23 protein-coding genes are annotated in these 23,685 nt (G+C 54.5%); 20 read left to right on the forward strand and 3 right to left on the reverse strand.

What is annotated here, in order from left to right:
* The first annotated feature begins 163 nt into the window (after nt 1-163).
* The 19 genes from atpI to R0140_RS26980 all read left to right on the forward strand — a co-directional run bounded on the left by atpI (nt 164) and on the right by R0140_RS26980 (nt 20,161).
* Complete coding sequence (atpI, locus tag R0140_RS26890; RefSeq protein ID WP_032741502.1) at nt 164-544, forward strand: F0F1 ATP synthase subunit I; 381 nt, start codon at nt 164-166, stop codon at nt 542-544.
* Nucleotides 545-551: 7 nt separating this feature from the next.
* Nucleotides 552-1,367 carry a F0F1 ATP synthase subunit A gene (atpB, locus tag R0140_RS26895; RefSeq protein WP_004151552.1) on the forward strand — a complete coding sequence of 272 codons (816 nt, stop codon included), beginning with the start codon at nt 552-554 and terminating at the stop codon, nt 1,365-1,367.
* 48 nt (nt 1,368-1,415) lie between these two features.
* Entirely contained in the window at nt 1,416-1,655 is a 240-nt protein-coding gene (gene atpE / locus R0140_RS26900) for a F0F1 ATP synthase subunit C (protein ID WP_000429386.1), read from the forward strand.
* 50 nt (nt 1,656-1,705) lie between these two features.
* Nucleotides 1,706-2,176, forward strand: a complete 471-nt coding sequence (gene atpF, locus R0140_RS26905; protein ID WP_004107293.1) for a F0F1 ATP synthase subunit B — start codon at nt 1,706-1,708, stop codon at nt 2,174-2,176.
* A 14-nt stretch (nt 2,177-2,190) separates the two neighbouring features.
* A complete protein-coding gene (gene atpH / locus R0140_RS26910; protein WP_004202307.1) occupies nt 2,191-2,724 on the forward strand; it encodes a F0F1 ATP synthase subunit delta in 534 nt (177 codons plus the stop codon).
* 12 nt (nt 2,725-2,736) lie between these two features.
* On the forward strand, nt 2,737-4,278 hold the full coding sequence (gene atpA / locus R0140_RS26915) for a F0F1 ATP synthase subunit alpha (protein ID WP_012543303.1): 1,542 nt from the start codon (nt 2,737-2,739) through the stop codon (nt 4,276-4,278).
* A gap of 50 nt (nt 4,279-4,328) precedes the next feature.
* Complete coding sequence (gene atpG / locus R0140_RS26920; RefSeq protein WP_008806722.1) at nt 4,329-5,192, forward strand: F0F1 ATP synthase subunit gamma; 864 nt, start codon at nt 4,329-4,331, stop codon at nt 5,190-5,192.
* Nucleotides 5,193-5,218: 26 nt separating this feature from the next.
* On the forward strand, nt 5,219-6,601 hold the full coding sequence (gene atpD / locus R0140_RS26925; RefSeq protein WP_008806723.1) for a F0F1 ATP synthase subunit beta: 1,383 nt from the start codon (nt 5,219-5,221) through the stop codon (nt 6,599-6,601).
* A gap of 20 nt (nt 6,602-6,621) precedes the next feature.
* Nucleotides 6,622-7,041 (forward strand): F0F1 ATP synthase subunit epsilon, encoded by a 420-nt coding sequence (locus tag R0140_RS26930; protein WP_008806724.1) that lies wholly within the window; start codon nt 6,622-6,624, stop codon nt 7,039-7,041.
* A 693-nt stretch (nt 7,042-7,734) separates the two neighbouring features.
* On the forward strand, nt 7,735-9,105 hold the full coding sequence (gene glmU, locus R0140_RS26935; RefSeq protein ID WP_032741501.1) for a bifunctional UDP-N-acetylglucosamine diphosphorylase/glucosamine-1-phosphate N-acetyltransferase GlmU: 1,371 nt from the start codon (nt 7,735-7,737) through the stop codon (nt 9,103-9,105).
* A gap of 183 nt (nt 9,106-9,288) precedes the next feature.
* On the forward strand, nt 9,289-11,118 hold the full coding sequence (gene glmS, locus R0140_RS26940) for a glutamine--fructose-6-phosphate transaminase (isomerizing) (RefSeq protein ID WP_012969243.1): 1,830 nt from the start codon (nt 9,289-9,291) through the stop codon (nt 11,116-11,118).
* A 337-nt stretch (nt 11,119-11,455) separates the two neighbouring features.
* Nucleotides 11,456-12,496, forward strand: coding sequence for a phosphate ABC transporter substrate-binding protein PstS (gene pstS, locus R0140_RS26945; RefSeq protein ID WP_012543307.1), 1,041 nt, complete (start codon nt 11,456-11,458; stop codon nt 12,494-12,496).
* A 128-nt stretch (nt 12,497-12,624) separates the two neighbouring features.
* A complete protein-coding gene (gene pstC, locus R0140_RS26950; RefSeq protein WP_004145004.1) occupies nt 12,625-13,584 on the forward strand; it encodes a phosphate ABC transporter permease PstC in 960 nt (319 codons plus the stop codon).
* Nucleotides 13,584-14,474, forward strand: a complete 891-nt coding sequence (gene pstA, locus R0140_RS26955) for a phosphate ABC transporter permease PstA (protein ID WP_008806730.1) — start codon at nt 13,584-13,586, stop codon at nt 14,472-14,474. The genes pstC and pstA overlap by 1 nt, the downstream gene beginning before the upstream one ends.
* A gap of 47 nt (nt 14,475-14,521) precedes the next feature.
* On the forward strand, nt 14,522-15,295 hold the full coding sequence (gene pstB, locus R0140_RS26960) for a phosphate ABC transporter ATP-binding protein PstB (RefSeq protein ID WP_004145006.1): 774 nt from the start codon (nt 14,522-14,524) through the stop codon (nt 15,293-15,295).
* Nucleotides 15,296-15,345: 50 nt separating this feature from the next.
* A complete protein-coding gene (gene phoU, locus R0140_RS26965; protein WP_004145007.1) occupies nt 15,346-16,071 on the forward strand; it encodes a phosphate signaling complex protein PhoU in 726 nt (241 codons plus the stop codon).
* A gap of 481 nt (nt 16,072-16,552) precedes the next feature.
* Nucleotides 16,553-18,187, forward strand: a complete 1,635-nt coding sequence (locus R0140_RS26970; protein WP_008806731.1) for a carbohydrate porin — start codon at nt 16,553-16,555, stop codon at nt 18,185-18,187.
* Nucleotides 18,188-18,225: 38 nt separating this feature from the next.
* Nucleotides 18,226-19,392: an alpha/beta hydrolase-fold protein gene (locus tag R0140_RS26975; RefSeq protein ID WP_032741499.1), complete on the forward strand. Its 1,167-nt coding sequence runs from the start codon at nt 18,226-18,228 to the stop codon at nt 19,390-19,392.
* Nucleotides 19,393-19,441: 49 nt separating this feature from the next.
* The gene (locus R0140_RS26980; RefSeq protein ID WP_008806733.1) at nt 19,442-20,161 is read left to right on the forward strand and encodes a glucosamine-6-phosphate deaminase; all 720 of its coding nucleotides are present in this window, start codon (nt 19,442-19,444) and stop codon (nt 20,159-20,161) included.
* A gap of 79 nt (nt 20,162-20,240) precedes the next feature.
* On the opposite strand, the gene yieH is transcribed toward R0140_RS26980, so the two are convergent.
* On the reverse strand, nt 20,241-20,906 hold the full coding sequence (gene yieH / locus R0140_RS26985) for a 6-phosphogluconate phosphatase (protein ID WP_008806734.1): 666 nt from the start codon (nt 20,904-20,906) through the stop codon (nt 20,241-20,243).
* Nucleotides 20,907-21,076: 170 nt separating this feature from the next.
* Between yieH and R0140_RS26990 the strand changes: the two genes are divergently transcribed.
* Nucleotides 21,077-22,414, forward strand: a complete 1,338-nt coding sequence (locus R0140_RS26990) for an NCS2 family permease (protein ID WP_008806735.1) — start codon at nt 21,077-21,079, stop codon at nt 22,412-22,414.
* A 45-nt stretch (nt 22,415-22,459) separates the two neighbouring features.
* Here the strand turns inward: R0140_RS26990 and R0140_RS26995 are convergent, their stop codons facing one another.
* Both R0140_RS26995 and R0140_RS27000 read right to left on the reverse strand, forming a co-directional pair.
* On the reverse strand, nt 22,460-23,026 hold the full coding sequence (locus R0140_RS26995) for an NADPH-dependent FMN reductase (protein ID WP_008806736.1): 567 nt from the start codon (nt 23,024-23,026) through the stop codon (nt 22,460-22,462).
* Between the two features lie 36 nt (nt 23,027-23,062).
* Nucleotides 23,063-23,632 carry a 4'-phosphopantetheinyl transferase family protein gene (locus R0140_RS27000; protein ID WP_162493349.1) on the reverse strand — a complete coding sequence of 190 codons (570 nt, stop codon included), beginning with the start codon at nt 23,630-23,632 and terminating at the stop codon, nt 23,063-23,065.
* Nucleotides 23,633-23,685: the final 53 nt, after the last annotated feature.

The following is a 23,685-nucleotide window of genomic DNA, read 5'->3' on the forward strand; positions in this document are numbered from 1 at the left end:
TTGGAAAATAATTAAACATTTATTCACTATTTTGCTACTTATTGTTTGAAATCACGGGGCGTCACCGTATAATTTGTCCGCTTTTTGATGCTTGACTCTTCGTCTTAAAGGACGTTTTATACGACACGCGACATACCTCAAAGGGAGCAGGAGTAAAAACGTGATGTCAGTGTCGCTCTTGAGTCGAAACGTTGCTCGCAAGCTTCTGTTTATTCAGTTACTGGCAGTAATAGCAAGTGGACTGCTGTTCAGCCTCAAAGACCCCTTCTGGGGCATTTCCGCTGTATGCGGCGGTTTGGCGGTGGTTTTGCCGAACCTGATGTTTATGATTTTTGCCTGGCGTCATCAGGCGCATACACCAGCAAAAGGCCGTGTGGCCTGGACCTTCGCCTTCGGTGAAGCCTTCAAGGTGTTGCTAACCTTCGCCCTTCTGGCGATGGCGCTGGCTGTTTTAAGAGTGGTATTTATGCCGCTGATCGTGACGTGGGTTTTGGTGCTGGTGGTACAAGTTCTGGCGCCAGCTGTAATTAACAACAAAGGGTAAAGGCATCATGGCTTCAGAAAATATGACGCCGCAGGATTACATAGGACACCATCTGAACAACCTTCAGCTGGACCTACGTACATTCTCGCTGGTGGATCCGCACAACCACACAGCCACCTTCTGGACGCTCAACATTGACTCCATGTTCTTCTCGGTGGTTCTCGGTCTGCTGTTCCTTGCCATGTTCCGTAGCGTTGCTAAGAAAGCGACCAGCGGCGTACCAGGGAAATTCCAAACCTTCATCGAAATGATCATCGGCTTCGTCCATGGCAGCGTCAAAGACATGTACCATGGCAAGAGCAAGGTTATCGCGCCGCTGGCGCTGACCGTGTTCGTCTGGGTCTTCCTGATGAACCTGATGGACCTGCTGCCAATCGACCTGCTTCCTTATATCGGCGAACACATTTTCGGCCTGCCTGCACTGCGCGTGGTTCCGTCTGCCGACGTGAACATCACCCTGTCGATGGCGCTTGGCGTGTTCATCCTGATCATTTTCTACAGCATCAAAATGAAAGGCGTAGGTGGGTTCGTTAAAGAACTGACCATGCAGCCGTTCAATCACTGGGCGTTCATTCCTGTCAACTTAATCCTTGAAGGGGTAAGCCTGCTGTCCAAACCGGTTTCTCTCGGTCTGCGACTGTTCGGCAACATGTATGCCGGTGAGCTGATTTTCATTCTGATTGCTGGTCTGTTGCCGTGGTGGTCACAGTGGGTTCTGAATGTGCCTTGGGCCATTTTCCACATCCTGATTATTACGCTGCAAGCCTTCATCTTCATGGTTCTGACGATTGTCTATCTGTCGATGGCGTCTGAAGAGCATTGATTTTTACCAACACTACTACGTTTTAACTGAAACAAACTGGAGACTGTCATGGAAAACCTGAATATGGATCTGCTGTACATGGCTGCCGCTGTGATGATGGGTCTGGCGGCAATCGGTGCTGCGATCGGTATCGGCATCCTCGGAGGTAAATTCCTGGAAGGCGCAGCGCGTCAACCGGATCTGATTCCTCTGCTGCGTACTCAGTTCTTTATCGTTATGGGTCTGGTGGATGCTATCCCGATGATCGCTGTAGGTCTGGGTCTGTACGTGATGTTCGCCGTCGCGTAGTAAGTTGTTAGAAACCTAAGCCACAGAGTTAATTAAAGAGGTATTGTGCTGTGAACATGAACGCAACAATCCTCGGCCAGGCCATCGCGTTTGTTATCTTCGTATGGTTCTGCATGAAGTACGTATGGCCGCCGTTAATGGCTGCCATCGAAAAACGCCAGAAAGAGATTTCTGACGGTTTAGCTTCTGCAGAACGCGCTAAGAAAGATTTGGACCTTGCACAGGCCAACGCGACCGACCAGCTGAAAAAAGCGAAAGCGGAAGCCCAGGTAATCATTGAGCAGGCGAACAAGCGTCGCTCTCAGATTCTGGACGAAGCTAAAGCTGAAGCAGAACAGGAACGCACCAAAATCGTTGCACAAGCGCAGGCTGAAATTGATGCTGAGCGTAAACGTGCACGCGAGGAGCTGCGTAAGCAGGTCGCTATCCTGGCTGTTGCTGGCGCCGAGAAGATCATCGAACGTTCCGTGGATGAAGCTGCTAACAGCGACATCGTGGATAAACTTGTCGCTGAACTGTAAGGAGGGAGGGGCTGATGTCTGAATTTGTAACGGTAGCTCGCCCCTACGCCAAAGCAGCTTTTGACTTTGCCGTCGAACACAACAGTGTTGAACGCTGGCAGGATATGCTGGCGTTTGCCGCCGAAGTGACCAAAAACGACCAAATGGCAGAGCTTCTCTCCGGTGCTTTGGCGCCGGAAACGCTCTCAGAAGCGTTTATCGCTATCTGCGGCGAGCAACTCGACGAAAACGGCCAGAACCTGATTAAGGTGATGGCGGAAAACAATCGTCTGAAGGTGCTCCCGGACGTTCTTGAGCAATTCATTCACCTGCGCGCGGCCAGTGAGGCCATCGCAGAGGTAGAAGTAATATCTGCCAACCAACTGAGTGATGAACAGCTTGCCAGGATCGTCAGCGCGATGGAAAAACGTCTGTCACGCAAAGTTAAGCTGAATTGCAAAATCGATAAGTCTGTTATGGCAGGTATTATCATCCGTGCGGGTGATATGGTCATTGATGGCAGCGTACGCGGCCGTCTTGATCGCCTTGCAGACGTCTTGCAGTCTTAAGGGGACTGGAGCATGCAACTGAATTCCACCGAAATCAGCGAACTGATCAAGCAGCGCATTGCTCAGTTCAATGTTGTGAGCGAAGCTCATAACGAAGGTACTATTGTTTCTGTAAGTGACGGTGTTATCCGCATCCACGGCCTTGCCGAATGTATGCAGGGTGAGATGATCTCCCTGCCGGGTAACCGTTACGCTATCGCATTGAACCTGGAGCGCGACTCCGTTGGTGCCGTGGTGATGGGTCCGTATGCTGACCTCGCCGAAGGCATGAAGGTTAAATGTACTGGCCGTATCCTGGAAGTTCCGGTTGGCCGTGGCCTGCTGGGCCGTGTGGTTAACACCCTGGGCGCGCCAATTGATGGTAAAGGTCCGCTGGAAAACGACGGTTTCTCCGCCGTAGAAGCGATCGCACCGGGCGTCATCGAACGTCAGTCCGTCGATCAGCCGGTACAGACTGGTTATAAATCCGTTGACGCCATGATCCCAATCGGTCGTGGTCAGCGTGAACTGATCATCGGCGACCGTCAGACCGGTAAAACTGCGCTGGCTATCGATGCCATCATCAACCAGCGTGATTCCGGTATCAAGTGCGTCTATGTTGCTATCGGCCAGAAAGCGTCCACCATTTCTAACGTGGTGCGTAAACTGGAAGAGCACGGCGCGCTGGCTAACACCATTGTGGTGGTAGCGACTGCATCCGAATCTGCTGCACTGCAATACCTGGCGCCATACGCCGGTTGCGCAATGGGCGAATACTTCCGCGACCGCGGTGAAGATGCGCTGATCATTTACGATGACCTGTCTAAACAGGCTGTTGCTTATCGTCAGATCTCCCTGCTGCTCCGTCGTCCGCCAGGACGTGAAGCCTTCCCGGGCGACGTATTCTACCTCCACTCTCGTCTGCTGGAGCGTGCTGCGCGTGTTAACGCCGAATACGTTGAAGCTTTCACCAAAGGTGAAGTGAAAGGGAAAACCGGTTCTCTGACCGCACTGCCGATTATCGAAACGCAGGCGGGTGACGTTTCCGCATTCGTTCCGACCAACGTAATCTCCATTACCGATGGTCAGATCTTCCTGGAAACCAACCTGTTCAACGCCGGTATTCGTCCTGCGGTTAACCCGGGTATCTCCGTATCCCGTGTTGGTGGTGCAGCGCAGACCAAGATCATGAAGAAACTGTCCGGTGGTATCCGTACCGCACTGGCGCAGTATCGTGAACTGGCAGCGTTCTCCCAGTTTGCATCCGACCTTGACGATGCAACCCGCAAACAGCTGGACCACGGTCAGAAAGTGACCGAGCTGCTGAAACAGAAACAGTATGCGCCGATGTCCGTCGCGCAGCAGTCTCTGGTTCTGTTCGCAGCAGAACGTGGTTACCTGGCTGATGTAGAACTGGCGAAAATCGGTAGCTTCGAAGCCGCTCTGCTGGCTTACGTCGACCGTGATCACGCTCCGCTGATGCAAGAGATTAACCAGTCCGGTGGCTATAACGACGAAATCGAAGGCAAGCTGAAAGGCATCCTCGATTCCTTCAAAGCAACCCAGTCCTGGTAACGTCTGGCGGTCTGTCTTAGGGCAGGCCGCAAGGCATTGAGGAGAAGCTCATGGCCGGCGCAAAAGAGATACGTAGTAAGATCGCAAGCGTCCAGAACACGCAAAAGATCACTAAAGCGATGGAGATGGTCGCCGCTTCCAAAATGCGTAAATCGCAGGAGCGTATGGCGGCCAGCCGTCCTTACGCAGATACTATGCGCAAAGTGATTGGTCACCTTGCGAACGGTAATCTGGAATATAAGCACCCTTACCTGGAAGAACGCGACGTTAAGCGCGTGGGCTACCTGGTGGTGTCGACCGACCGTGGTCTGTGCGGCGGCTTGAACATTAACCTGTTCAAGAAACTGCTGGCGGAAATGAAAGCATGGTCCGATAAAGGCGTTCAGTGCGACCTCGCAATGATCGGCTCTAAGGGCGTCTCTTTCTTTAACGCCGTTGGCGGTAACGTGGTTGCACAGGTGACCGGTATGGGGGATAACCCCTCCCTGTCCGAACTGATCGGCCCGGTAAAAGTGATGTTGCAGGCCTATGATGAAGGCCGTCTGGACAAGCTGTACGTTGTCAGCAACAAATTTATTAACACCATGTCTCAGGTTCCGACGATCACTCAGCTGCTGCCGTTACCGGCATCAGAAGACGCTGATCTGAAACGTAAATCCTGGGATTACCTGTACGAACCCGATCCGAAAGCGCTGCTGGATACCCTCCTGCGTCGTTATGTCGAATCTCAGGTCTATCAGGGCGTGGTAGAAAACCTGGCCAGCGAGCAGGCCGCACGTATGGTGGCGATGAAAGCCGCGACCGACAATGGCGGCAGCCTGATTAAAGAGCTGCAGTTGGTATACAACAAAGCTCGACAGGCCAGCATTACTCAGGAACTCACCGAGATCGTCGGTGGTGCATCCGCGGTATAACCAGGTTAATTCGTAGAGGATTCAAGATGGCTACTGGAAAAATTGTCCAGGTAATCGGCGCCGTAGTTGACGTCGAATTCCCTCAGGATGCCGTACCGCGCGTGTACGAAGCTCTTGAGGTGCAGAATGGTAAAGAAGTTCTGGTGCTGGAAGTTCAGCAGCAGCTCGGCGGCGGTATCGTTCGTACCATCGCCATGGGGTCTTCCGATGGTCTTCGCCGCGGTCTGGAAGTAAAAGACCTCGAGCACCCAATCGAAGTCCCGGTAGGTAAAGCAACACTGGGTCGTATCATGAACGTACTGGGTCAGCCGGTCGACATGAAAGGCGACATCGGTGAAGAAGAGCGTTGGGCTATCCACCGCGCAGCACCTTCCTATGAAGAGCTGTCCAGCTCTCAGGAACTGCTGGAAACCGGTATCAAAGTTATCGACCTGATGTGTCCGTTCGCGAAGGGCGGTAAAGTTGGTCTGTTCGGTGGTGCGGGTGTAGGTAAAACCGTAAACATGATGGAGCTGATCCGTAACATCGCGATCGAGCACTCCGGTTACTCTGTGTTTGCGGGCGTCGGTGAGCGTACTCGTGAGGGTAACGACTTCTACCACGAAATGACCGACTCCAACGTTATCGATAAAGTATCCCTGGTGTACGGCCAGATGAACGAGCCGCCGGGAAACCGTCTGCGCGTTGCGCTGACCGGCCTGACCATGGCTGAGAAATTCCGTGACGAAGGTCGTGACGTTCTGCTGTTCGTCGATAACATCTATCGTTACACCCTGGCCGGTACTGAAGTATCCGCACTGCTGGGTCGTATGCCTTCAGCGGTAGGTTATCAGCCGACTCTGGCGGAAGAGATGGGCGTTCTGCAGGAACGTATCACCTCCACCAAAACCGGTTCTATCACCTCCGTACAGGCGGTATACGTACCGGCGGATGACTTAACTGACCCATCCCCAGCCACTACCTTTGCTCACTTAGATGCAACCGTAGTACTGAGCCGTCAGATCGCTTCCCTGGGTATTTACCCGGCCGTTGACCCGCTGGACTCCACCAGCCGTCAGCTGGATCCGCTGGTTGTTGGTCAGGAACACTACGACACCGCGCGTGGCGTTCAGTCCATCCTGCAGCGTTATCAGGAACTGAAAGATATCATCGCCATCCTCGGTATGGACGAACTGTCTGAAGAAGACAAACTGGTGGTAGCTCGCGCACGTAAGATCCAGCGCTTCCTGTCCCAGCCGTTCTTCGTAGCAGAAGTCTTTACCGGTTCTCCGGGCAAATACGTGGCGCTGAAAGACACTATCCGTGGCTTTAAAGGCATCATGGAAGGCGAATACGATCACCTGCCAGAGCAGGCGTTCTACATGGTCGGTTCCATCGACGAAGCCGTGGAAAAAGCCAAAAAACTTTAACGCCTTAATCGGAGGGTGATATGGCAATGACTTACCACCTGGACGTCGTCAGCGCAGAGTTACAAATGTTCTCTGGTCTGGTCGAAAAAATCCAGGTAACGGGTAGCGAAGGTGAACTGGGTATTTACCCGGGACACGCGCCGCTGCTCACCGCCATTAAGCCTGGTATGATTCGCATCGTTAAACAGCACGGTCATGAAGAGTTTATCTATCTGTCTGGCGGCATTCTTGAAGTGCAGCCTGGCAGCGTGACCGTTCTGGCGGATACCGCAATTCGCGGTCAGGACCTCGACGAAGCGCGAGCGCTGGAAGCGAAACGCAAAGCCGAAGAGCACATTAAGAGCTCCCATGGCGATGTGGATTACGCTCAGGCGTCTGCGGAACTGGCCAAAGCGATCGCTAAACTGCGCGTTATCGAGTTGACCAAAAAAGCGATGTAACACCGGCTTGAACGTAAAAAGCCAGTCTGGTTTCCAGGCTGGCTTTTTTTATGGCCAGCGGCTGGCGAGCGGATAAAGTGAAAACAGGATCCACCCTTAATTGTTATTGATTAGTTAAATGATGAGGCGTAGACTCTATTTTTGTGATGTATGTCACATAAAAGAGCGTTATCAACTGCACCTGCGTCAGGAAATCATCATGAAACTGTTCCATAAAATCATCGCCAAATTCAGCGTACTGAGCTTCTAAGCCACGCGCTATTCCCCGGCTTGCACGACGTATCGCCCATCAAAACGACAACACTGGCGATGTGCAACCGGTAAATGAAGGTCACCTGACGGCGGCCTTTTGTATTTTATTGATGCCACCAATCACTTCAGCTCTCCCCTGCCTGCGGCTGATTTACACTCAGTCGGCTCATCTCCTGTTAATCTCCGCCAATAGGGCCGCGCTCTGCCGCTTTATTCAGGTGGCGAAAAAACAGCAAAAGCAGTGAGATAGTCAATGATTACCCTCCCCACCCCCCTTTTTCAGCGTTAAACTGATTTGCAGTGGTTAAAAATAGCGTCATAAAATGGTGTATAACCGCGAGCCTGGGCGTTTTCTCCACGTCTCGTTTTATGATGAAAAATATGTAGAAATTTCAACGTGAAAGGCTTTTACTTTCCGTTCTAACTACCGTCAGGATGAGTATGTCAAATAGTGCGATGAGCGTGGTTATCCTTGCCGCAGGCAAAGGGACCCGCATGTATTCCGATCTTCCTAAGGTGCTGCATACTCTGGCCGGGAAGCCAATGGTGCAGCATGTCATTGATGCCGCTAACGATTTAGGCGCATGTGCGGTGCATCTGGTGTACGGTCACGGTGGCGATCTGCTGCGTCAGACCCTCCATGAAGACAACCTGAACTGGGTGCTGCAGGCTGAGCAGCTCGGAACCGGACACGCTATGCAGCAGGCGGCACCCTTCTTCAATGATGATGAAGACATTCTGATGCTCTATGGCGACGTGCCGCTGATCTCGGTTGAGACGCTACAGCGCCTGCGCGCCGCGAAACCACTGGGTGGCATTGGTCTGCTGACGGTGAAGCTGGATGACCCAACGGGCTACGGCCGCATTACCCGTGAAAATGACCAGGTGACGGGCATCGTTGAGCACAAAGATGCCAGCGAGGCCCAGCGCCAGATCCAGGAAATCAACACCGGGATCCTGATCGCCGGCGGAGCAGACCTCAAGCGCTGGCTGGCGAAGCTCACCAATAACAACGCTCAGGGCGAATACTACATCACCGATATCATCGCCATGGCGTATCAGGAAGGGCGCGAGATCGTCGCGGTGCATCCGCAGCGCCTGAGCGAAGTCGAAGGCGTCAACAATCGCCTGCAGCTTGCGCGCCTGGAGCGCGTCTACCAGGCTGAGCAGGCAGAAAAATTACTGCTGGCGGGCGTGATGCTGCGCGATCCGGCGCGTTTCGATCTGCGCGGTACGCTGCAGCACGGGCGCGATGTGGAGATCGATACTAACGTTATTCTGGAAGGCAATGTGGTGTTGGGCGATCGTGTGAAAATCGGCGCCGGCTGCGTGATCAAAAACAGCACCATCGGCGATGACTGCGAAATTAGCCCCTATAGCGTGGTGGAAGATGCCCAGCTGCAGGCTGCCTGCACCATCGGCCCATTTGCCCGTCTGCGCCCGGGCGCCGAACTGCTGGAAGGCGCCCACGTTGGCAACTTCGTGGAAATGAAAAAAGCGCGTCTCGGGAAAGGCTCCAAGGCAGGTCATCTGACCTATCTGGGCGATGCGGAGATCGGTGATAACGTCAATATCGGCGCCGGCACCATCACCTGCAACTACGATGGCGCGAATAAACACAAAACGGTTATTGGCGATGATGTCTTTGTCGGCTCGGATACCCAGCTGGTGGCGCCCGTCACGGTAGGCAACGGCGTCACTATCGCCGCCGGGACCACCGTCACGCGCAATATCGCCGATAACGAACTGGTGTTGAGCCGCGTACCGCAGGTCCACAAACAGGGCTGGCAGCGTCCGGTGAAGAAGGAATAATTTGGATTGTCGCCGGGGAAATATGCCCGGCGAACCAGGATGAGAGGGTCAATATAGACCCCCGTCCGCAGGCAGTACCATAACAATAACCCCACTCTCTACAAGGCTCGGGGCGCCCGGAAAACGGGCAAATACAGGTCAGCGACAACGCATGGCATATCGCCATTATCAGGAAATTTAACTATGTGTGGAATTGTTGGCGCAGTCGCGCAGCGTGATATTGCTGAAATCCTTCTCGAAGGTTTACGTCGTCTGGAATACCGTGGGTATGACTCTGCCGGTCTGGCGGTGGTCGACAGCGAAGGTCATATGACCCGCGTGCGTCGCCTGGGTAAAGTTCAGATGCTGGCTCAGGCGATAGAAGAGCAGCCGTTACATGGTGGTACCGGGATCGCCCATACTCGCTGGGCGACGCACGGCGAACCGTCCGAGAGCAATGCGCATCCGCATGTTTCTGAACACATTGTGGTGGTCCATAACGGGATCATTGAGAACCATGAGCCGCTGCGTGCCCTGCTGCAGTCTCGTGGTTATGTCTTCGTCACCGAGACCGATACCGAAGTTATCGCCCATCTGGTGCACTGGGAGCTGGAACAAGGTGGTACCTTGCGTGAAGCCGTGCTGCGCGCTATTCCGCAGCTGCGCGGCGCCTACGGTACGGTGATCATGGATACCCGTGACCCGGGAACCCTGCTGGCGGCCCGCTCCGGTAGCCCACTGGTGATTGGCCTGGGAATGGGCGAAAACTTTATCGCTTCCGACCAGCTGGCATTGCTGCCAGTGACCCGCCGCTTTATCTTCCTCGAAGAGGGCGATATTGCCGAAGTCACTCGCCGCTCGGTGGTGATTTTCGATAAATCCGGCGCGGAAGTGAAACGCCAGGAGATCGAATCCAATCTGCAGTATGACGCTGGCGATAAAGGTATCTACCGCCACTATATGCAGAAAGAGATTTTCGAGCAGCCGAACGCGATTAAGAACACCCTGACCGGGCGCATCAGCCATGGCGAAGTGGATCTCAGCGAGCTGGGGCCGAACGCCAATGAAATGCTGGCTCAGGTTGAACATATTCAGATTGTTGCCTGCGGGACTTCCTATAACTCCGGGATGGTCTCCCGTTACTGGTTTGAAGCATTAGCTGGCGTCCCGTGCGACGTAGAAATCGCCTCGGAATTCCGCTATCGCAAGTCCGCGGTGCGTCGCAATAGCCTGATGATCACCCTCTCCCAGTCGGGTGAAACCGCCGATACCCTGGCGGCGCTGCGTCTGTCGAAAGAGCTGGGCTATCTCGGCTCGCTGGCTATCTGCAACGTACCGGGCTCGTCACTGGTGCGTGAGTCCGATCTGGCGCTGATGACCAAAGCCGGAACGGAAATCGGCGTGGCCTCGACCAAAGCCTTTACCACTCAGCTAACCGTGCTGTTGATGCTGGTGGCGAAGCTGGCGCGACTGAAAGGTCAGGATGCGTCTATCGAGCATGATATCGTGCACGGCCTTCAGGCCCTGCCGAACCGTATCGAGCAGATGCTCTCCCAGGACAAGCGTATTGAGCAGCTGGCGGAGCGTTTCTCTGATAAGCACCATGCGCTGTTCCTTGGCCGCGGCGATCAGTACCCGATCGCCATGGAAGGGGCGCTGAAGCTGAAAGAGATCTCCTACATTCACGCGGAAGCCTATGCGGCGGGCGAGCTTAAGCACGGCCCGCTGGCGCTGATTGATGCGGAAATGCCGGTGATTGTGGTGGCGCCGAATAACGAGCTGCTGGAAAAACTGAAATCCAACATCGAAGAGGTTCGTGCCCGCGGCGGTGAGCTGTATGTCTTCGCCGACGGTGAAGCCGGCTTCAACGGTAGCGACAACATGCACATCATCGAGATGCCGCATGTCGAAGAGACGATCGCCCCTATCTTCTATACGGTACCGCTGCAGCTGTTGGCTTATCACGTCGCGCTGATCAAAGGCACTGACGTTGACCAGCCGCGTAACCTGGCGAAATCGGTAACGGTTGAGTAAAACCATCATTACTTGCAAAGGGCTGCCGGCGGCGGCCCTTTTTATTTTCACCTGCTGTTTATTACCGAACTTGCGCGAAATATTTTGGCTGGCGGTAGGTGACAAACGAACGTTTTGCGGTCCGATTTCGCTGTCATAAAAAGAAAATTATTCTGTCATTGCACGGTCATGATTACAGATAACTATCTGAGTTATATATTTATTATTTGCTGTAAAATCCCTTCTTTCTGCCTGTCATAAAACTGTCATAATTCGTACATTTTACTGTCACCTCTTTGACCTATTTTGCTCACCATAGCCTCGAAACAATGATTTACGAATCCCAGCAGGAGACATTATGAACGTTATGCGTACCACCGTCGCAACAGTTGTCGCCGCGACCTTATCGATGAGCGCTTTCTCTGCCTTCGCAGCAGCAAGCCTGACTGGCGCAGGCGCAACTTTCCCTGCGCCGGTGTATGCCAAATGGGCTGACACCTATCAGAAAGAAACCGGCAATAAAGTGAACTACCAGGGTATTGGTTCCTCTGGTGGCGTTAAGCAGATTATTGCCAACACCGTTGATTTCGGTGCTTCTGATGCTCCGCTGGCTGATGACAAACTGACCCAGGAAGGTCTGTTCCAGTTCCCGACCGTGATTGGCGGCGTGGTACTGGCGGTTAACCTACCTGGCGTGAAATCCGGCGAACTGGTGCTGGATGGCAAAACCCTCGGTGATATCTACCTGGGTAAAATTAAAAAATGGGATGACGCAGCGATCGCTAAACTCAACCCGGGCCTGAAGCTGCCGTCGCAGAACATCGCCGTGGTCCGCCGCGCCGATGGTTCCGGTACCTCCTTCGTCTTCACCAGCTACCTGTCCAAAGTGAATGAAGAGTGGAAATCGAAAATCGGCGCCGGCTCTACCGTTAACTGGCCAACCGGCCTGGGCGGTAAAGGCAACGACGGTATCGCCGCCTTTGTTCAGCGTCTGCCGGGCTCGATTGGTTACGTTGAATACGCTTACGCCAAGCAAAACAACCTCGCGTATACCAAGCTGGTCTCTGCCGACGGCAAGCCGGTTAGCCCGACTGAAGACAACTTCGCTAACGCCGCAAAAGGCGTTGACTGGAGCAAGTCTTTCGCTCAGGACCTGACCAACCAGAAAGGCGAAAATGCATGGCCGATCACCTCAACCACCTTCATCCTGGTGCATAAGGCGACCAACAAGCCGGAACAGACCGCTGAAGTGCTGAAGTTCTTCGACTGGGCGTATAAAAACGGCGGGAAAGAAGCGAATGCGCTGGATTACGCGACGCTGCCGGAAAGCGTGGTAGAGCAGGTTCGCGCGGCATGGAAAACCAACGTCAAAGACAGCAGCGGTAAAGCGCTGTACTAACAGTAGATTTTTGACGAAGATGGCGGGGGCGTTCAGGCGCTGCCCGCCCTACGGTTCAGACTGTAGGCCCGGGAGCGAACGCCACCGGGCATTTATTCGAACAAGTTTTAATACGTAAAGAGTAATCTATGGCTGCAACCAAGCCTGCATTTACCCCTCCGGGGAAAAAGGGTGACATGATTTTCAGTGCGCTGGTAAAACTGGCTGCGCTGATTGTGCTATTGATGCTGGGCGGCATCATCGTTTCCCTGATCATCTCTTCCTGGCCGAGCATTCAAAAGTTTGGCTTTGCTTTTTTGTGGACCAAAGAGTGGGATGCGCCCAACGAAATCTTCGGCGCGCTGGTACCGATTTACGGAACCCTGGTGACCTCCTTTATCGCGCTGCTGATCGCCGTCCCAGTGAGCTTTGGCATCGCGCTGTTTCTGACCGAACTGTCCCCCGCCTGGCTCAAGCGTCCGCTGGGCATTGCGATTGAGCTGCTGGCGGCAATCCCGAGTATCGTGTACGGCATGTGGGGCCTGTTTATTTTCGCCCCGCTGTTTGCGACTTACTTCCAGGAGCCGGTCGGTAACGTCCTGTCGACCATCCCGTTCGTCGGCGCGCTGTTTGCCGGCCCGGCGTTTGGTATCGGTATTCTCGCCGCTGGCGTCATTCTGGCCATCATGATCATCCCTTATATCGCCGCGGTCATGCGTGATGTTTTCGAACAGACGCCGGTGATGATGAAAGAGTCGGCCTATGGCATCGGCTGTACCACCTGGGAGGTGATCTGGCGCATTGTCTTACCGTTCACCAAGAATGGGGTGATCGGCGGGGTGATGCTCGGTCTGGGCCGCGCGCTGGGTGAAACCATGGCGGTTACTTTTATCATCGGCAACACCTACCAGCTCGACAGCATCTCGTTGTATATGCCAGGGAATAGTATTACCTCCGCGCTGGCTAATGAGTTCGCCGAAGCGGAAACCGGCCTGCACGTGGCGGCGCTGATGGAGCTGGGCCTGATCCTGTTCGTTATCACCTTTATCGTTCTGGCCGCGTCTAAGTTCATGATTATGCGCCTCGCGAAGAATGAGGGGGCACGCTAATGGCGACCATTGAATTGCAAACCTCTACCGAGCTGGCGGAGTCCCGTCGCAAGATGCAGGCCAAACGTCGTATGAAGAACCGTATCGCTCTGGCGCTGTCGATGGCGACCATGGCGTTTGGTTTGTTCTGGCTTATCTGGATCCTGATGGCGACGATAACCCGCGGTTTCGATGGCATGAGTCTGGCGCTCTTCACCGAAATGACGCCGCCGCCGAATACGGCGGGCGGTGGCCTGGCTAACGCCCTCGCCGGCAGCGGCCTGCTGATCCTGTGGGCAACCGTCTTTGGTACGCCGCTGGGTATCCTTGCCGGAATTTATCTGGCGGAGTATGGCCGCAAATCGGTGCTGGCGGAAATCATCCGTTTTATCAACGATATTCTGCTTTCCGCGCCGTCTATCGTGGTCGGCCTGTTTGTCTACACCATCGTGGTGGCGCAGATGCAGCACTTCTCGGGCTGGGCGGGCGTTATCGCGCTGGCGCTGCTGCAGGTGCCTATCGTTATTCGTACCACCGAAAACATGCTGAAGCTGGTGCCGGATAGCCTGCGTGAAGCGGCCTATGCGCTGGGGACGCCGAAGTGGAAGATGATCTCGGCGATCACCCTGAAAGCGTCCGTCTCAGGGATTATGACCGGGATCCTGCTGGCTATCGCCCGTATCGCCGGGGAAACGGCGCCGCTGCTGTTCACTGCGCTGTCCAACCAGTTCTGGAGCACCGACATGATGCAGCCGATTGCTAACCTGCCGGTGACCATTTTCAAATTTGCCATGAGTCCGTTTGCGGAGTGGCAGCAACTGGCATGGGCCGGGGTATTGATTATCACCCTGTGCGTCTTGCTGCTGAACATCCTGGCGCGCGTTATCTTCGCCAAGAAGAAACACGGTTAATTTTTTGCGGCGCAGCGAATGCTGCGCTGAATGAGGAAGAGATAGAGATGAGTATGGTGAATACAGCTCCGGGTAAGATTTCAGTTCGTAACCTGAACTTCTACTACGGCAAATTCCATGCCCTGAAGAACATCAACCTGGATATCACCAAAAACCAGGTGACGGCGTTTATCGGTCCGTCAGGCTGTGGTAAATCCACCCTGCTGCGCACGTTCAACAAAATGTTCGAACTGTATCCGGAGCAGCGCGCGGAAGGCGAGATCCTGCTGGATGGCGACAACATTCTGACCAACACCCAGGATATCGCCCTGCTGCGCGCTAAGGTTGGCATGGTGTTCCAGAAACCAACGCCGTTCCCGATGTCCATTTATGACAATATCGCCTTCGGCGTGCGCCTGTTTGAAAAGCTGTCCCGTGCCGATATGGACGAGCGCGTGCAGTGGGCGCTGACCAAAGCCGCATTATGGAACGAAACCAAAGATAAACTGCACCAGAGCGGGTATTCTCTCTCCGGGGGTCAGCAGCAGCGTCTGTGTATTGCCCGCGGTATCGCGATCCGCCCGGAAGTGCTGCTGCTTGATGAGCCGTGCTCCGCGCTGGACCCGATCTCCACCGGGCGTATCGAAGAGCTGATCACCGAGCTGAAACAGGACTACACCGTCGTTATCGTGACTCACAACATGCAGCAGGCTGCGCGTTGCTCCGACCATACGGCATTTATGTATCTTGGCGAGCTGATTGAGTTCAGCAACACGGACGACCTGTTCACCAAGCCCGCGAAGAAACAAACTGAAGATTATATTACTGGCCGCTACGGTTGATTTGCCCTTGTGCTTTCAGGCTCTCACCAGTTGGGCAATCAGGAGACACCATGGACAACCTAAATCTTAACAAACATATTTCCGGCCAGTTCAACGCTGAACTGGAGTATATCCGCACCCAGGTGATGACCATGGGTGGGCTGGTGGAGCAACAGCTTTCTGATGCGATCACCGCCATGCATAACCAGGACAGCGATCTGGCGAAACGCGTCATCGACGGCGACAAGCAGGTCAACATGATGGAAGTGGCGATCGACGAGGCCTGCGTGCGCATCATCGCCAAGCGCCAGCCGACCGCCAGCGACCTGCGTCTGGTGATGGCGATCATCAAGACTATCGCTGAGCTGGAACGCATCGGCGACGTGGCGGATAAAATCTGCCGCACCGCGCTGGAGAAGTTTTCCCAGCAGCACCAGCCGCTGCTGGTGAGCCTCGAATCGCTGGGCCGTCACACGGTGCAGATGCTGCATGACGTACTGGATGCGTTTGCGCGTATGGATCTCGACGAAGCGGTACGTATCTATCGCGAAGATAAGAAAGTCGACCAGGAGTATGAAGGCATTGTGCGCCAGCTGATGACCTACATGATGGAAGACTCGCGCACTATCCCCAGCGTCCTGACCGCGCTGTTCTGCGCGCGCTCCATCGAGCGTATTGGCGACCGCTGCCAGAATATCTGCGAATATATTTTCTACTTCGTCAAAGGTCAGGATTTCCGTCACGTTGGCGGCGATGAGCTGGATAAACTGCTCGCCGGCAAAGATCCGAAAGAGTAATAATCATTCTGTCTAATTCTGGTAAATGGCTTTATCAGAATTAGATATGATTTATCTCGTGGCAGCGAGATTGCTGAGATTATCGTCACAATTAACAATCTGCCCGTTTGAGTTATTCATTTTATCGCGTAACAATCAACGCCCACTCCTGAGCTTAAACGCTCAGGGTGGTTTAAACGGATTGTGACTGCGACAGCAGGCAAAACCTGATATTGCCCCTACGGCGGCGGTATCAGGTTTTTTTGTTTTATGCGGGCCAATAATGGCTGAATGAGGGTTGCTACCGCGATGTGCGGGCAAAACCTGAAGAGGATTATCTGTTAAGGCAGATGGTCTTCTTCAGGTTTTTTTTTGCTTTGTCTAACTGCAAAAATAACAGCCGCCGCGACCTCAAACGGTATGGATAGGGCTATTAGAACCTGCGCGGGATGGTTGTTGCTGTCGTGTTTTATTTACGCCAATGCTTATATAAAGGAATATTATGATGAGAAAAAACAGGATCGCTTCGGCGATAGTCTTGCTGGCGCCTCTTTGTTATTCCACCACTCTGATAGCAAGCCCGTTGACGGTGGAGCAACGACTTGAGCTGCTGGAGAAAGCGCTCAAAGACACGCAAAAAGAGCTCAAAAAATATCAGGACCAGGAGAGAAAAAGAGACCAGATTTGGGCCTCATGGTCTCCGCCCGCGGAAGGTCAGAAGCGTAAGACAGGGGTGGCGGCCGCCGGTCCGAAAACGGCGGTTAAACCGGATGCGGTGCTGGTTAAAAATCAACAACCTGCCACGGATGGCGCGCCAGCCTACAGCGCGATGACGCTGAAAGATTTTAGCACGTTCGTGAAAGATGAAATTGGCTTCAGCTATAACGGCTACTTCCGTTCCGGCTGGGGCACCGCCTCGCACGGCTCGCCAAAATCGTGGGCGATCGGTTCGCTTGGCCGCCTGGGCAATGAATATTCCGGCTGGTTCGATCTGCAGCTGAAGCAGCGGGTGTTTCAGGAAGGTGATAAACGCGTTGATGCCATCGTGATGCTCGACGGGAACGTCGGCCAGCAGTACTCCTCAGGCTGGTTTGGTGACAATGCCGGCGGCGAAAACTACATCCAGTTCTCGGATATGTACGTTAACACCAAAGGGTTCCTGCCGTTTGCCCCGGAAGCCGATTTCTGGGTCGGCAAACACGGGGCGCCAAAAATCGAAATCCAGATGCTGGACTGGAAAACGCAGAGAACCGATGCGGCGGCCGGCGTGGGGCTGGAAAACTGGCAGGTGGGCGCCGGGAAATTCGATATCGCATTGGTCCGCGAAGATGTCGATGATTACGACCGTTCTTTGAGCAATAAGCAGCAAATTAACACCAATACTCTGGACGTTCGCTACAAAGAGATTCCGCTGTGGGATAAAGCCAGCCTGATGGTCAGCGGACGCTATGTCGCCGCGAATCAAAGTTCCTCAGAGAAATATAAAGAGGGCAATGAAGGTTATTATCCGTGGAAAGATACCTGGATGGCAGGCACTTCGTTAACACAGAAATGGGCAAACGGCGGCTTTAATGAATTCTCTTTCTTACTGGCGAATAATTCTATTGCCAGCAGCTTCTCGCGCTATGCCGGATCCAGCCCCTATACCACCTTTAACGGCCGCTATTATGGCGATCATACCAATGGCACCGCCGTGCGCTTAACCTCGCAGGGGGAAACCTATTTACGCGATGACGTTATTATGGCGAATGCCATCGTCTACTCCTTTGGTAACGATGTCTATAGCTACGAAACCGGGGCCCACTCCGATTTTGAATCCATTCGCACGGTCCTGCGACCGGCTTATATCTGGGATAAATATAACCAGACCGGCGTTGAGCTGGGATACTTCAAACAGCAAAACAAAGATGTTACCGGCAAGAAATATAACGAGTCCGGCTACAAGACCACGCTGTTCCATACCTTCAAAGTCAATACCAGTATGCTGACCTCGCGCCCGGAAATTCGCTTCTATGCCACCTATATTAAAGCGAAGGATATCGACCTGGATAAGGCAGCGAATAATACCACCAGCATTTTTGAAGACGGTAAAAACGATCAGTTTGCCGTGGGGGCGCAGGCGGAAATCTGGTGGTAAGACGATAACAGAACGGATACAACGGAAGAGGACTAACGATGAAACGACATGCAATGTATTTCGCACTGGCGCTGGCGGGCGCGGCATTTACCCTCCAGGCGGCGCCATTACCCGCGATGCCGGATCCCACCCTGCCGGTGAGCCACTTTATTACCCAGGTTAACGCGGATAAGAGTATCACTTATCGCCTGTTTGCTCCTGATGCCCGGCGGGTGTCGGTAGTGACCGGCGCCACGCCGGACTCCTTTGTCTCACACGACATGACCAAAGAGGCTCAGGGGGTGTGGACATGGAAAAGTGAGCCGATGAAACCCAATCTCTATGAATACTATTTCGATGTGGATGGCTTCCGCTCGGTGGATACCGGCAGCCGCTATCAGAAGCCGCAGCGCCAGGTGAATACCAGTTTGATTCTGGTACCTGGTAGTATTCTCGACGATCGGGCGGTCGCGCATGGCGATCTGCGCACCCTCACCTATCACTCGAAGGCACTGAACGCCGAACGTCGTCTCTATGTCTGGACGCCGCCGGGCTATAGCGGAACCGGCGATCCGCTGCCGGTGCTCTATTTCTATCATGGCTTTGGCGACAGCGGTCTGTCGGCCATCGATCAGGGGCGTATCCCGCAGATCATGGATAACCTGCTGGCGGAGGGCAAAATCAAGCCGATGCTGGTGGTGGTCCCGGATACCGAAACCGATACCCCGGAAGCGATAGCGGAAAACTTTCCGCCGCAGGAGCGGCGCAAAAACTTCTATCCGCTCAATGCGCAGGCGGCGGATAACGAGTTGATGCAGGATATCATTCCGCTGATCGATACCCGGTTTAACGTGCGTAAAGATGCCGACGGCCGGGCGCTGGCTGGCCTGTCACAGGGCGGTTATCAGGCGCTGGTTTCCGGCATGAACCATCTGGATAGCTTTGGCTGGCTCGCCACCTTTAGCGGCGTCACGACCACGACAGTGCCGAATGCCGGCGTGGAAGCGCAGCTGAAGCATCCTGACGCGATCAATAAGCAACTGCGTAACTTTACCGTGGTCGTTGGGGAAAAAGATTCCGTCACCGGCAACGATATCGCGGGTCTGAAACGCGAGCTGGAAAAACAGAAGATCAACTTCGACTATCACTCGTATCCTGGCCTGAACCATGAAATGGACGTCTGGCGCCCGGCCTACGCCGAGTTTGTGCAGAAACTGTTTAAATAACCGTTAGGGGGCCTTCAGCCCCCGTTTTGTGCTTGTGAAGGACGACAAGATGAAAATGATTGTGACCGAAGATTATGAAGAGATGAGCCTGGTCGCCAGCCATCATGTTCTGGGCTATATCACGGCGCCGCGGCGGGTGAATCTCGCCGTGACGGCCGGCAGCACGCCAAAGCGGATGTATGAGCATCTAACCGCCGCCGTGAAAGGCAAAGCATTCTATGATCGGGTGCACTATTACAACTTCGATGAGATCCCCTTTCGCGGCCAGTCGCGAGAAGGCGTCACGATATCTAATCTGCGCCAGCTGTTTTTTACCCCGGCGCAGATCAAAGAAGAGAACATTCACAAGCTGACGCTGGACAACGCCGCTCAGCACGATCGCCAGCTGGAAGAGGCTGGCGGCCTTGATCTGATGGTGCTGGGGCTGGGGGCTGACGGCCATTTTTGCGGCAACCTGCCGAATACCACCCGCTTTCATGATCAGACGGTCGAAGTGCCGATTCATGGGGAAATGATTGGTATTGTCGCTAACGGCGAGATGGGCGGGGATTTTTCCGTCGTGCCCGATAGCTATGTCACCATGGGGCCGAGAAGCGTGATGGCGGCAAAAAATCTGCTGTTGATCGTGAGCGGCGCGGCGAAGGCGCAAGCCCTTAAGCAGGTGGTTGAAGGCCCGGTCAGCGAGCAGGTGCCGGCGTCGGTGCTCAAATTACACCCTTCACTGGTGATTATTGCCGATAAAGCGGCAGTCACTGAATTGCAGCCATAACCAGTCGCTGATTCTATTCCCCGCTTGCACAGACGCTTAGCGGGGCTACATCGATGCCAACGTGCCGCTCACCAGGCCCTTAACGCGTGATATCCCAGCCGCGCGCTTGCCACAATGCCGGCAGCTCTGCCAGATCGGTAAAGGTCGTCACTTTGGGATGATCGATCGGCTGGTTATGCGGATCGGCGCAGAAATAAAACACCTCCATGCCGGCGGCAATCCCCGACTGAGCACCGGCGCTGGAGTCATCCACCAGGATACAGTTTTCGGCTTTTACCTGCATGGCCTCTGCCGCATGAAACATCAGCGCCGGGTCAGGCTTCCAGCGCTGAATATCATAGCCGCTGTACAAGCGGTCAGCGAAATGGTGCAGCAGGCCGGTGCGGCCAAGAGAGTGCTGCATTTTACTGACCGGGCCATTGGAAACCACGCACATCGGGACGCTTACCGCATCCAGCAGCGCCTGGGCTCCGGCAATCACCTCCAGTTCGCTATCAAACAGGCGAGCGACCTCCGCACGGTAAATTGGCTCCAGCGTCGCTTTTTGCAGGTTAACGCCATGCTCAGCGTTGATGGTGTCGATAATTTCGTACAGCTTCACCCCTTTGAAGCGCTTAAAAATCTCGGCAAGGTCCAGCGTAATGCCGAATTCCTGGAACATGTGAACGTAGGCGCGGGAGCAAATCACCTCACTGTCGACCAGTGTGCCGTCACAGTCAAAAAATACTGCTTCTGGTTGAGTCATAGTCTTTCCGTATTAACAAGTTTAACGTTTTCGTCATGCCCAATGCCGCGACGCAATCGTTGCCGTATAAGCAAAATAAATGAAAAAAATTACCATACAACTGCGCCGGGTGCCCTGTTTTGGTATAGGATAGCCTCGAATTTTCCCTCCTTTACGTTCGGAAACCGATAATGAGTCAACAACAAACCAGCCAGTCTTCTGGCCAGGGTCTGCTGGAGCGCGTATTTAAGCTGCGCGAGCACGGCACCACAGTGCGTACGGAAGCGATCGCCGGTTTCACCACGTTCCTGACGATGGTGTATATCGTTTTTGTTAACCCACAAATTCTTGGCGTAGCGGGCATGGATACCAGCGCCGTGTTTGTGACTACCTGTCTGATTGCTGCGTTCGGCAGTATCCTGATGGGCCTGTTCGCGAACCTGCCGGTGGCTCTTGCTCCGGCGATGGGTCTGAACGCCTTCTTCGCCTTTGTGGTGGTGCAGGCGATGGGCCTGCCGTGGCAGGTAGGCATGGGCGCGATTTTCTGGGGCGCCGTCGGTCTGCTGCTGCTGACGATTTTCCGTGTACGCTACTGGATGATCGCCAATATTCCGGTGAGCCTGCGCGTCGGTATCACCAGCGGTATCGGCCTGTTTATCGGCATGATGGGTCTGAAAAATGCCGGGGTTATCGTCGCTAACCCGGAAACGCTGGTCAGCATTGGTCATCTGACCTCCCACAGTGTGCTGCTGGGCATTCTGGGCTTCTTTATCATCGCGATTCTGGCATCACGTAACATTCATGCCGCGGTCCTGGTGTCTATTGTGGTCACCACCCTGCTGGGCTGGATGCTGGGCGATGTGCACTACACCGGCATCGTCTCCGCGCCGCCGAGCGTGACGTCGGTGATTGGTCATGTCGATCTGGCGGGCTCCCTGAACCTGGGCCTGGCCGGCGTGATCTTCTCGTTTATGCTGGTCAACCTGTTTGACTCCTCCGGGACGCTGATTGGCGTCACCGATAAAGCGGGTCTGGCTGATGCACAGGGTAAATTCCCGCGCATGAAGCAAGCGCTGTTTGTCGACAGCGTCTCGTCCGTTGCCGGTTCCTTTATTGGTACCTCTTCGGTGACCGCCTATATCGAATCCTCCTCCGGCGTTTCCGTGGGCGGACGCACCGGCCTGACCGCCGTTGTCGTTGGGATCCTGTTCCTGCTGGTTATCTTCCTGTCACCGTTGGCAGGGATGGTTCCGGCCTATGCGGCCGCCGGCGCGCTGATTTACGTTGGCGTGCTGATGACCTCAAGCCTGGCGCGCGTGAAGTGGGATGACCTGACGGAAGCGGTACCGGCGTTTATCACCGCGGTGATGATGCCGTTTAGCTTCTCAATCACCGAAGGTATCGCCTTAGGCTTTATCTCTTACTGCGTGATGAAGATCGGTACCGGCCGTCTGCGCGAGCTCAGCCCGTGCGTGATTATCGTCTCGCTGCTGTTCGTGCTGAAAATTGTCTTTATCGATGCACATTAATCCGCACGCATGATGAAAAAGCCCGGCATCGCTGCCGGGCTTTTTTTATGCTTTAACCCGCCGAATATAGTCGCCAAAGGCGGTCAGCTGGCCACGCAGATGGTCGAGGGTGCTCTGATCGACTACTTCACCCGACTGCGGATCCACTTTGTTCTGGATGACGCCGCCCATAAATTCCGGTTTATTCATTACCATCGCATCAAGGAAGACCAGAATCTGGCGCAAATGATACTGGCAGCGCGCACCGCCGATGGCGCCCATTGAGCTGGTCTGAATCAGTACCGGTTTGCCGGACAGCGGCTGCTCGGGCAGGCGTGACAGCCAGTCGATGGCGTTTTTCAGGCCGCCAGGCACGGAATAGTTATACTCGGGAGTGACGATCACCACGCCATCCGCTTCGCGGATCTGTTGCGCAATATCCTGCACGCGCTGTGGGAACCCCTCTTCCTCCTGCATATCAGCATCGTACAGCGGGATATCACCGATCGACGGCAGCGCGGAGATATCCATGCCCGCTGGCGCGATGCCGGGCAGGGTGCGCGCGACCATTCCATTAAACGACCCTTTGCGCAGGCTGCCGAGTAACGTAACCACTTTTAAGGTATCTGACATGATTGCTCCTTTGTATCATGATGCCGGCAAAACCGGTCAATTGAGGGATAAGGTTTTTTCCATCGGTAAGCTGGTAAAACGCATCAGACGGGCCGACGGTTCGCGTGCGCGCTGCTGAGCATCCGGCAGGCTGCGCCATTCGCCCCCCTTAGCATCATATTCCCAGACCTTCAGCGAGCCGATATTTGGGCTGGCGGCAATCGACCACACCAGCAGCGATTCGGCATCACAGACGGCTTCGATCGGCTGGCTACCGGCGGTGCGCAGGCGGCCAGAACCCGGCAGCAGCTGCGTTGATGCTTCGCCGGTCAGTTTCAACACGCTTCGCCGCAGGGCCACCAGCTGGCTACGCGCTTCATCCGGGTCATGCTGAATGTTAATCCACAGATTTTCATTGTTACTGAAATTGTGCCGGTCGGCGTCGTGACCACGCACCGTGCGCTGCAGTTCCATGTCGAGGCCACAATCCCCCTCGGTGGTCAGCGCGACGCCAACAATATTGCCAGTATAAGAGATAGAGAAGCGAGGAAGATGACGATCGCTAAAAACCGGTCGGCCATTGGCTTCATTGATGATTTCAGGCAGCTCGCTGATACCGTAAAGCATAAACAGCAGTTCGGCGAGTAGCGAACGCGAAGCGCGAAAGCGAGCCTGGCGGT

This window comes from Klebsiella sp. w6 (assembly GCF_033100215.1).
Lineage (GTDB): Bacteria > Pseudomonadota > Gammaproteobacteria > Enterobacterales > Enterobacteriaceae > Klebsiella > Klebsiella variicola.